The sequence below is a fragment of the Actinomycetospora rhizophila genome (assembly GCF_042657905.1).
In the GTDB taxonomy this organism is placed as follows: Bacteria; Actinomycetota; Actinomycetes; order Mycobacteriales; family Pseudonocardiaceae; genus Actinomycetospora; species Actinomycetospora rhizophila.
In genome coordinates this window covers 606,447-615,748 of record NZ_JBHSKG010000001.1, presented here as the reverse complement: position 1 = coordinate 615,748, position 9,302 = coordinate 606,447, and the positions used below count along the sequence as shown (strand labels likewise).

The 9,302-nt window shown below is 76.0% G+C and carries 9 protein-coding genes and 1 pseudogene; 3 read left to right on the top strand and 7 right to left on the bottom strand.

Annotation, left to right across the window (positions count from 1 at the left end; genetic code table 11):
* The 3 genes and pseudogenes from ACFPK1_RS02930 to purD form a co-directional block, all read right to left on the bottom strand.
* Positions 1-66 (bottom strand): annotated as a pseudogene (locus ACFPK1_RS02930) (hypothetical protein); the annotation flags it as partial.
* Positions 67-1,929: 1,863 nt separating this feature from the next.
* A complete protein-coding gene (locus ACFPK1_RS02925; RefSeq protein WP_378019380.1) occupies positions 1,930-2,226 on the bottom strand; it encodes a hypothetical protein in 297 nt (98 codons plus the stop codon).
* Between the two features lie 50 nt (positions 2,227-2,276).
* A complete protein-coding gene (purD, locus tag ACFPK1_RS02920; protein ID WP_378019379.1) occupies positions 2,277-3,545 on the bottom strand; it encodes a phosphoribosylamine--glycine ligase in 1,269 nt (422 codons plus the stop codon).
* A gap of 205 nt (positions 3,546-3,750) precedes the next feature.
* Here purD and ACFPK1_RS02915 point away from each other — a divergent pair, with 205 nt between their 5' ends.
* Positions 3,751-4,941, top strand: coding sequence for a glycerophosphodiester phosphodiesterase (locus tag ACFPK1_RS02915; RefSeq protein WP_378019555.1), 1,191 nt, complete (start codon positions 3,751-3,753; stop codon positions 4,939-4,941).
* Here ACFPK1_RS02915 and ACFPK1_RS02910 read toward each other — a convergent pair whose 3' ends face one another.
* A complete protein-coding gene (locus ACFPK1_RS02910) occupies positions 4,942-5,250 on the bottom strand; it encodes a UBP-type zinc finger domain-containing protein (protein WP_378019378.1) in 309 nt (102 codons plus the stop codon).
* 1 nt (position 5,251) lies between these two features.
* Positions 5,252-6,541, bottom strand: a complete 1,290-nt coding sequence (locus tag ACFPK1_RS02905; protein ID WP_378019377.1) for an adenylosuccinate synthase — start codon at positions 6,539-6,541, stop codon at positions 5,252-5,254.
* An 88-nt stretch (positions 6,542-6,629) separates the two neighbouring features.
* Between ACFPK1_RS02905 and ACFPK1_RS02900 the strand changes: the two genes are divergently transcribed.
* Positions 6,630-7,304 (top strand): hypothetical protein, encoded by a 675-nt coding sequence (locus ACFPK1_RS02900; RefSeq protein ID WP_378019376.1) that lies wholly within the window; start codon positions 6,630-6,632, stop codon positions 7,302-7,304.
* A gap of 152 nt (positions 7,305-7,456) precedes the next feature.
* Complete coding sequence (locus ACFPK1_RS02895; RefSeq protein ID WP_378019375.1) at positions 7,457-7,681, top strand: hypothetical protein; 225 nt, start codon at positions 7,457-7,459, stop codon at positions 7,679-7,681.
* 56 nt (positions 7,682-7,737) lie between these two features.
* On the opposite strand, the gene ACFPK1_RS02890 is transcribed toward ACFPK1_RS02895, so the two are convergent.
* Positions 7,738-8,823 (bottom strand): FUSC family protein, encoded by a 1,086-nt coding sequence (locus tag ACFPK1_RS02890; protein ID WP_378019374.1) that lies wholly within the window; start codon positions 8,821-8,823, stop codon positions 7,738-7,740.
* Positions 8,824-8,833: 10 nt separating this feature from the next.
* The gene (locus tag ACFPK1_RS02885) at positions 8,834-9,274 is read right to left on the bottom strand and encodes a DUF3151 domain-containing protein (RefSeq protein WP_378019373.1); all 441 of its coding nucleotides are present in this window, start codon (positions 9,272-9,274) and stop codon (positions 8,834-8,836) included.
* Between the last annotated feature and the right edge of the window lie 28 nt (positions 9,275-9,302).

Sequence of the window (9,302 nt, the reverse complement as noted above, 5' to 3'; positions counted from 1 at the left end):
CCGCTGGAGTCGGCACCGCTGGAGTCGGCACCGCTGGAGTCGGCACCGCTGGAGTCGGCACCGCTGGAGTCGGCACCGCTGGAGTCGGCACCGCTGGAGTCGGCACCGCTGGAGTCGGCACCGCTGGACTCGGCATCGCTGGAGTCGGCATCGCCGGTCGGGTCGCCTGCGTCGGACGCGTCGGAAACCGACGGATCGGCGTCGGCATCGAGATCCGCCGACGTCCCGGTGGACTCGTCGTCACTCGAGGGCGAGTCCTCCGTCTCGGACTCTTCGGAGTCCGAAGCATCCCCGCCGTCGAGCTCTGAGTCGCCGGCATCGTCCAGGTCCGCCGACGTCCCGGTGAACCCGTCGTCGTCAGAGCCCGGCTTCCCGGTGTCAGACGCTTCGGGCTCCGAAGCCTCGCCGGCCTCGTCCAGGTCGGCCGACGTGCCGGTGAACCCGTCGTCGTCAGAGCCCGAGTCCTCCGAGCCGGCCGTCTCCGAGCTCGCGGCGGCACCGCCGTCTTCCAGGTCTGCCGACGTACCGGTGAACCCGTCATCGTCCGAGTCCTCCGAGTCCTCCGAGTCGGACGCTTCGGAAGCCGAAGCATCGTCGCCCGAGTCGTCGAGGTCCGCCGAGGTACCGGTGAACCCGTCATCGCCGGAGTCGTCCGAGCCGGGCGTCTCCGAGCTCGCGGCGGCACCGCCGTCGTCCAGGTCGGCCGACGTGCCGGTGAACCCGTCGTCGTCAGAGCCCGGGTCCCCGGTGTCAGACGCTTCGGGCTCCGAAGCCTCGCCGGCGTCGTCGAGATCCGCCGACGTGCCCGTGAACCCGTCATCGTCCGAGTCCTCCGAGCCGGACGCTTCGGAAGCCGAAGCATCGTCGCCGGCGTCGTCGAGGTCGGCCGAAGTCCCGGTGGACCCGCCATCGCCGGAGTCGTCCGAGCCGGGCGTCTCCGAGCTCGCGGCGGCACCGCCGTCGTCCGGGTCGGCCGACGTCCCGGTGAACCCGTCATCGCCCGACGACGACGCCTCCGTGTCGGACTCATCGGAGATCGAGAGGTCGCCGGCGTCGTCGCGATCGGCCAACGAGCCGGTGAACCCGTCATCGTCCGACGCCGAGCCCTCGCCACCGTCGATGTCCGCCGACGCGCCGGTCGCCCCCACGTCGCCGGAGGACGAGTCGCCCGCGTCGGACGAGTCCGCGCACCCACCGGACGAGTCGAGCGACGACGTGTCGGTGAAGTCGCCGCTCCCACCTGCGAGATCGATCCCCTGATTCCCGCCGGCGCTGGACGCCGGGACGGTGGCCGCCGGCTCGGCGACGGCCCACCCCAGCGACCCGGGCCCGGCGAGCGGCGCGATCGGGCGCGTGTCCGGCGTCGGCAGGCGCGAGAAGGCCGACAGCTCGCCGGCGAGCTCGCGCAGGGCGGTCGCGGCGTCGCCGAGCAGCGTCTCGGCGCGGGCGAGCGTGGCGCGCGCAGCCACGGTCGGCTCGGCCATCGCCCGGGCGGCGAGCTGGTCGGCGAACGGGGCACGGACCGGGTCGGCGAGTGCCTCCGCGCGGGCACGGCGGGCCGCGTCGAGCGCCCGGGACACGTGGCCGTCGACCTCGCGCCGCATGCCCGCGAGCTCCTGCCCGGCGCCGTCGAGGCGCGCGCGGAGGCGGCCGGTGGTGTCGAGGGTGCGTGCGCCCGCGGCGCCGACGTCGTCGAGGTAGCCGGCCAGCGCGTCGGCCCCCTGCCCCTGCCACGCGGCGCGGACGTCGGCGCCGTGACGGCCGATCGAGCGCAGCGACCCGTCGACCCCCTCGGCCATCGCCGCGAGCCCGCGTCCCATCCCGAGCAGGGCCTCCGGGTCGACCCGCTGCGCGCGGGCGACCAGCGCGCTCAGCTCCTGGCCACCGGGCTGCACGGCGAGCTCGCCGACGGCGTCGAACGCCATGCCCTCAGGCCGCGGCCAGCGACGAGGCGGCGTCGCGGTCGGCCGCCTGCACCGCGGTGAGCGCGGCGTCGAGGGCGCGGTCGACACCGTCGAGCCGCGACCCCGCCGCCCCGAGCTCGACGTCGAGCGCCCGCACGACCTCCTCCAGCGCGCCCATCATCGCGCCGGCCGAGGCCAGGTCGCCGAGACCGGTGCGCGGCACCGTGACCCGGTCGATCATCGCCGGCACGCGCCGGGCCTCCGCGGCGACGCCGGCGCGCGCCTGCTCGAGGGCGGCGGGGCCGAGGACGAGGTCGGGCACGCCCGGGAGAGTAGGTCGGCGCCTCGCGCCGGTGGTGCGCTTTCGGGGAATCAGGCGCGCACGGGCATCGCGACCCGGCCGGCGGCGGCGTCGCGGGCGATGTCGGTGCGGTGGTGCCCGCCGGGCAGGTGCACGGCGTCGAGGCGCCGGTACGCGTCGGCGCGCGCGGCGTCGAGGTCGGCGCCGGTCCCGACGACCGACAGCACCCGCCCGCCGCTCGAGACCACGGCGCCGTCGTCGCGGCGCCGGGTGCCGGCGTGCAGGACGCCCGGGTCGTCGGCGCCGCGGATGACGTCGCCGGTCCGCACCGCGCCGGGATAGCCCTCGGCGGCGACGACGACGGTGACGGCGGCGCCGTCCGACCAGGTCGGGGCGGGTTCGTCGGCGAGACGCCCGTGCGCGGCCGCGGCGAGCAGCGAGGCCGCCGAGCTGCGGAGCAGGGCCAGCACGACCTGGGTCTCGGGGTCGCCGAAGCGGCAGTTGAACTCGATCACCTGCGGCCCGGACGACGTCAGTGCGAGCCCGGCGTAGAGCAGACCCGAGAACGGGGCGCCGCGGGCGGCGAGCTCCGCGACGACCGGGCCGACGATCCGCTCGACCACCTCGCCCACGAGCCCCTCCGACGCCCACGGCAGCGGCGCGTAGGCGCCCATCCCGCCGGTGTTGGGGCCGGCGTCGTCGTCGCCGAGGCGCTTGAAGTCCTGGGCGGGCAGCAGCGGGACCACCGTCGTGCCGTCGACGACGCAGAACAGCGAGGCCTCGGGGCCGTCGAGGAACGACTCGAGCAGCACGGGGTGCCCGCCCTCGAGCACGGACGCGGCGTGGCGCCGGGCGGCCTCGAGGTCGGAGGTGACCAGCACGCCCTTGCCGGCGGCGAGCCCGTCGTCCTTGACGACCCAGGGCGCGTCGAAGCGGGCGAGGGCGGCATCGAGGTCGCCCGGGTTGTCGACGGACTCGCTGCGCGCGGTCGGCACGCCGGCCGCGGCCATGACGTCCTTGGCGAACGCCTTCGAGCCCTCGATGCGCGCGGCGGCGGCGCTCGGCCCGAAGCACGCCACGCCGGCGGCGCGCAGCGCGTCCCCGACGCCCGCGACCAGCGGCGCCTCGGGCCCGACGACGACGAGGTCGGCACGCCACGTCCGCGCGAGCGCGACCACCTGCTCGGCGTCGGTCGGGTCGGCGAGGCCCGGGTGCTCGGCCAGCGACGCCGTGCCGGCGTTGCCGGGGGCGGCGGCGAGCGCGGTCACCTGCGGGTCGCCGGCGAGGGCGAGGAGCAGGGCGTGCTCGCGGGCTCCGGAACCGATGACCAGGACGCGCACGGGCGACACGCTACGGGGACCCCGTGCGGCGCGAGCTGGCGGCTTTCCTGACGTCCAGTGTCAGTGCCCCGCCTCCGGCGCGGCAGCTCCGCTTCGCTGCGTGCCGCAGGTGGCCGCCACGCTGACACGACGCGTTGTTCACCCCGGCGCCGGGGAGGACGGGTGGCGGGGTCACGCGGGCCCCGGAACACTGCGCGCGATGACGATGCCGGGGCCCTCGTTCACCCGTCGCTCCGCGCTGTGGGGCGGGCTGGCCGCCGCCGGGGCGCTGGCCGCCGGCTGCGCCGACACGCCCGTCGGGGCCGCGGCGCCGGCACCCACCGGGGCCGCACCGCCACCCACGACCCCGTCGCCCGCCCCCGCCCCCGGCGGCACGGCACCCGGCGGGCCGGAGCGCATCACGGTCGTCGGTCACCGCGGCGCCTCGGGCTACCGCCCCGAGCACACGCTCGCCGCCTACGAGCTCGCGATCCGGATGGGTGCCGACGCGGTCGACGTCGACCTCGTCCCCACCCGCGACGGCGCGCTGATCGCGCGCCACGAGCCCGAGATCGGCGGGACGACGGACGTCGCGAGGACGCCGGAGTTCGCCGCGCGGCGCACCACCAAGGAGATCGACGGCACGACGGCCACCGGCTGGTTCACCACCGACTTCACGCTCGCCGAGATCCGCACGCTGCGCGCGGTCGAGCGCATCCCCGGGACCCGCCCGCACAACACGCTCTACGACGGCCGCTTCCCCGTCGTCACGTTCGACGAGGTCCTCGACCTGCTCGACCGCCTGGCCGCCGAGCTGCGCCGCCCCGTGGGCGTGCTGCCCGAGGTGAAGCACTCGACCTACTTCGCGAGCCTCGGCCTGCCCGTCGAGCCCCCGCTCGTCGACACCCTGCGCCGTCGCGGCAAGGACGGCCCCGACTCCGGGGTGATCATCCAGTCGTTCGAGACCGACAACCTGAAGGCGCTCAGGAGCCAGGTCGGGTGCCCGCTGCTGCAGCTCGTGGACTCGGCGGGCACGCGACCGGCCGACCTCGTCGCGGCGAACGACCCGCGGACCTCCGACACGCTGCTGACCCCGCAGGGGCTGCGCGAGGTCGCCGGCTACGCGGCGTGGCTCGGGCCGAGCAAGGAGTGGATCGTGCCGCTCGGCCCGGACGACGCCGCCGGCGCCCCGACGCGGCTCGTGGCGGACGCGCACGCGGCGGGCCTGCGCGTCATGCCCTACACGTTCCGCAACGAGAACGAGTTCCTGCCGCTGCAGCGCCGCCGCGGCGGGCCCGGCGCGCCGAAGGACACCTACGGCGACGCGTTCGGTGAGTACGACCAGTTCGTCGCCCTCGGCGTCGACGCCGTGTTCAGCGACGACCCCGACACCGCCCTGACCGCCGTCGCGCCGTGACTAGGGCGCGAGGCGCCGGTCGACGTAGCACCAGCGCCACGTCTCGTCCGGCTCGTGGGAGCGCATGACCGGGTGGCCGGTGTCCTCGTGGTGCTTGGACGCGTGCCGGTAGGGGCTGGAGTCGCAGCACGCGACGTGCCCGCAGTCGACGCACTTGCGCAGGTGCGCCCACGCCGTGTAGCCCTCCGCCCGGCAGTCCGGGCAGATCAGCGTCTCGCCGTCGCGGGCGACCGCGTCCGGCGCCGGGTCGGCGGCCAGACCGTCGGTGCCGATGGTCAGGAGGTGTTCGCAGGCGCCCACCCGCTCCATCCTAGGCGGTGGGCACGTCCCGCAGGACCGTCTCCTCGCGCCCCGGCCCGACACCGATCGCCGACACCGGCGCGCCCGAGAGCTCCTCGATCCGCGCGACGTAGTCGCGGGCCTTCGCCGGCAGGTCCTCGAAGCGTCGCGCCGCGGAGATGTCCTCGAACCAGCCGGGCATCGTCTCGTAGACCGGGCGCGCGGCCACCACGTCCGACTGGGTCATCGGCATCTCGTCGACGCGCCGGCCGTCGACCTCGTAGCCCACGCAGATCGGCACGCTCTCCAGCCCGGAGAGCACGTCGAGCTTGGTGAGGAAGAGGTCGGTGAGCCCGTTGACGCGCACCGCGTACCGGGCGATGACGGCGTCGAACCACCCGCAGCGGCGGCTGCGCCCGGTGGTGACGCCGAACTCGCCGCCGGTCTTGCGCAGGTACTCGCCGTCGGCGTCGAACAGCTCGGTCGGGAACGGCCCGGAGCCGACGCGCGTGGTGTAGGCCTTGAGGATGCCGATCACGCGGCCGATGCGCGTGGGCCCGATGCCCGAGCCGGCGGCGGCGCCGCCCGCGGTGGGGCTCGACGACGTGACGTACGGGTAGGTGCCGTGGTCGACGTCGAGCAGGGTGCCCTGCGAGCCCTCGAGCAGCACGGTCTCGCCGCGCTCGAGGGCGAGGTTCAGCGCGAGGCGCGTGTCGGCGATCCGGTGCGCGAAGCCCTCGGCGTGGCCGAGCACGGTGTCGGCGACCTCGTCGACGTCCAGCGCCCGCCGGTTGTAGATCTTGACGAGGATCTGGTTCTTGAGCTCGAGGGACGCCTCGACCTTCTCGCGGAGCAGCTTCTCGTCGAGCAGGTCCTGCATCCGCACGCCGACGCGGGCGATCTTGTCCTGGTAGGCGGGCCCGATGCCGCGGCCGGTGGTGCCGATCCGGGACTTGCCCAGGAAGCGCTCGGTCACCTTGTCGATGGCCACGTGGTACGGCATGATCACGTGCGCGTCCGCGGAGATCAACAGCTTGCCCGTGTCGACGCCCTTGGCCTCCAGGCCGGCGAGCTCCTCGAGCAGCACCCCCGGGTCGACGACCACGCCGTTGCCGATCACGTTGGTGACGCCCGGCGTCAGGATCCCCGACGGGATGAGGTGCAGGGCGAAGTTCTTGCCGTCGGGCAGCACCACCGTGTGGCCGGCGTTGTTGCCGCCCTGGTAGCGCACGACCCACTGGACCTGCTCACCGAGGATGTCGGTGGCCTTGCCCTTGCCCTCGTCGCCCCACTGGGCGCCGATGAGCACGATGGCCGGCATGTGACACTCCCTGACCTCGACTCCGGTACGCGCACGGGAGTGCGGGCCGCCCCGTGCAACGGAAGGGTAGTCCACTCGGGTGTCAACGATGCGCGTGGTGACGTGCGGCGACCGGGCGCGTGACCGCTGGGGGCCCGGCGTCCCCGGGCTGGACGCCGCCGTGACCGGCCTCCCGGAGCTCCCGGCACGCGGCGACGTCGACCCGCTGCTCGACGACCTGCCCGAGGGCGGGCGCCTGGTCGTGGCCGGTGACGACGCCGCCCTGGCCGCCGTGCTGGTCCGCCTCCAGCGCCGCGAGCGCCTCGACGTCGAGGTCGCCGTGCTGCCCGCCCCCGACTCCGCGGCGGCCGCGGTGTGGGGGCTGCCCACCGACCCGGCGGCCGCGCTGGCCCTGGCCCGCGGCGGCACGGCCCGGCCCGCTCCGCTGGTGCGCGACGACCACGGCGGGCTCGTCGCCGGGCACCACCGCACCGGGCCCGTGCACGGCGAGGTGTACTGCGAGGAGCACCGCGTGCTGCGCGGCGACGCCGCCGAGGTCACCGTCGCCCCCGACCCGGCCGGCGGCGTCACCGTCACCGTCACGGGCCCGCGCCGCCTCGGCGGCCTGCGCGCCGGGGCCGTCAGCGCGCGGTCGGGGCGCGCGGTCCAGCTGGGGTGCCGGCCGGCCGTGACGGTGGTGCGCGACGGCGTGCCCGGGGACCGCCCGGTGTCCCGGCGCAGCTGGTACCGGCACACCGAGGACTGGCGGCTGGTCCGTCCCTGACGCGCTGGGTGACCGGCCCCCTTCCGACGATCAGCGGGACCACCGGTCCGACGGTCGGCCTCCCGACTGCGCTGGGCGACCACTCGGCCACCATCCGTGCCCACCCGCCGCGGGTGACGTGTGCCCCCGGGGGGTGGGGGTATGCCTGTCACATGCTGGTGGTGGTGGTGCTCCTCCCGATCGTGGTCATGGTCGTCGCCTGCCTGCTCGAGCGGTTCGAGGCACACGCCGTCGCGGAGAAGCCCGCCCCGCGGATCCGCCGCCCGCTCGCGATCGAGCCGCCGGCACCGTCGCTGACGCTCGTGCCGGGTGAGGACGAGGACGGCGAGCCCGCGCCGACCCCGGCCGCCTCGACCCCGCTGCGCGTCGCGTCCTGACGCGAACGGGGACTTCGGGCGCATAGAGGCAGCGAACAGCGCGTTCGCTGCGGAGATCACGGCTCGTCGCCGCCCAGCCGCGTGCTCGTCGTCGCCGTGACGGCCTCGTCGCGGTCCATCCCGGCCGCGGTCAGGAGATCCACGAGCATCGAGCGGATCTGGGCGATCACGACGTCCGCCGAGTAGCCGCCGCCGCGCGCCGGCACCGCCGCCACGGTGTCCAGCAGCGCGACGCGGGCGCCGTCGGTCGACTCGCCGGCGGTCAGCTCGCGGCGCAGCGCGGCGGTGTCCGCGGCCAGCCGGCGCAGGACGGCGACGACGGCGGCGTCGGTCTCCTCGCCCTCGCGGATCGCGGCGTGCGCGCGCCGCGCGAGCACGCGCGCGTTCCGCAGCGCCAGGTCGACCGGGCGCACGACGGTCCGCAGCCGCGCGAGCTCCCCGCGGTGGCGGCGGCGCAGCGGCGCGATCGTCGTGATCTCGAAGCCGGCCTCGACCGCGTCCGCGAGCGCGTCCACCCGGCCCTGCGTCGCCCGCGCCCGCTCCAGCACCGCCTCCGCGGCCTCGAGGTCGGCCGTGTCCAGCGCGTCGGCGGTGCCGACGAGGACCTCCTCGAGCTCGGTGAGCAGCGCCGCGAGGCCGCGCCGGGCCCGCGTCAGCGGGTGTGACGGCAGGGTCGCCGCCGTCGCCAGGCCGATCGCCGCGCCGATGAGCGTGTCGATCCAGCGCGTGAACGCCGCGGTCGTCCCCGGCGGCTGCAGCGTCGCCACCAGCACCGCGGACACCGCGGCCTGGTTGAGCAGCAGCGCGCCGACGTCGAAGAGCAGGGCCGCGAGCAGCGCCAGCCCCACGACGACGCTGATCTGCCACCAGCCGGGGCCGATGAGCACGACGATGAGGTCGCCGACGGCGACGCCCACGCTGACCCCGGCGGCGAGCTCCACCGACCGGCGCAGCCGGTTGGTCAGCGAGACGCCGAGGACGAGCACGCACGCGATCGGCGCGAAGAACGGCACCGGGTGCCCGACGACGTCGCGCGCCACCAGGTACGCGATCCCGGCCGCCAGCGCGCACTGCAGCACCGGAAGCCCGGAGTCGCGCAGCCGCCGGGCCCGGCTGCGCGCGAGCCGTGCCAGGCGATCCACCGACGTGTCCTCAGCCGAGACCGAGCGCCGTCACGGCCTCCGGGTCGGAGTCGGCGAGCAGCTGGACGCACCGGTCGACCTCGTCGGTCTCGCCGATCGCCCGCGCCGCCTTCGCCAGCGCGGCCACCGCGCGCAGGAAGCCCTGGTTGGGCTCGTGGCTCCACGGCACCGGACCGAAGCCCTTCCAGCCGTTGCGGCGCAGCTGGTCGAGCCCGCGGTGGTAGCCCGTGCGGGCGTAGGCGTACGCGGCGACGTGCTCGCCGGACGCCTCGGCGCGCTCGGCGAGCTCCGCCCACCCGGCCGAGTAGGTCGGGTGGTCGGCGACGACCGCCGCGGGGTCCTCGCCCTTCTCCAGCCGCGCGGCCGGTTCGGGCGTCTCCGGGAGGTAGGTCGGCTGGGGTCCGAGCAGGTTGTGCCCGTGCCCGGCACCGGGGCCCATCGGGATGGTCATGGCCCCGATTGTCCGCCCGGGCCGCGAC

What these genes read in the sequence shown, in the direction of transcription:
- ACFPK1_RS02915 (WP_378019555.1), top strand. Translation starts at nt 3,751, where the DNA reads ATGCCGGGGCCCTCGTTCACCCGTCGCTCCGCGCTGTGGGGCGGGCTG.
- ACFPK1_RS02910 (WP_378019378.1), bottom strand. Translation starts at nt 5,250, where the DNA reads ATGGAGCGGGTGGGCGCCTGCGAACACCTCCTGACCATCGGCACCGAC.
- ACFPK1_RS02905 (WP_378019377.1), bottom strand. Translation starts at nt 6,541, where the DNA reads ATGCCGGCCATCGTGCTCATCGGCGCCCAGTGGGGCGACGAGGGCAAG.
- ACFPK1_RS02900 (WP_378019376.1), top strand. Translation starts at nt 6,630, where the DNA reads ATGCGCGTGGTGACGTGCGGCGACCGGGCGCGTGACCGCTGGGGGCCC.
- ACFPK1_RS02895 (WP_378019375.1), top strand. Translation starts at nt 7,457, where the DNA reads ATGCTGGTGGTGGTGGTGCTCCTCCCGATCGTGGTCATGGTCGTCGCC.
- ACFPK1_RS02885 (WP_378019373.1), bottom strand. Translation starts at nt 9,274, where the DNA reads ATGACCATCCCGATGGGCCCCGGTGCCGGGCACGGGCACAACCTGCTC.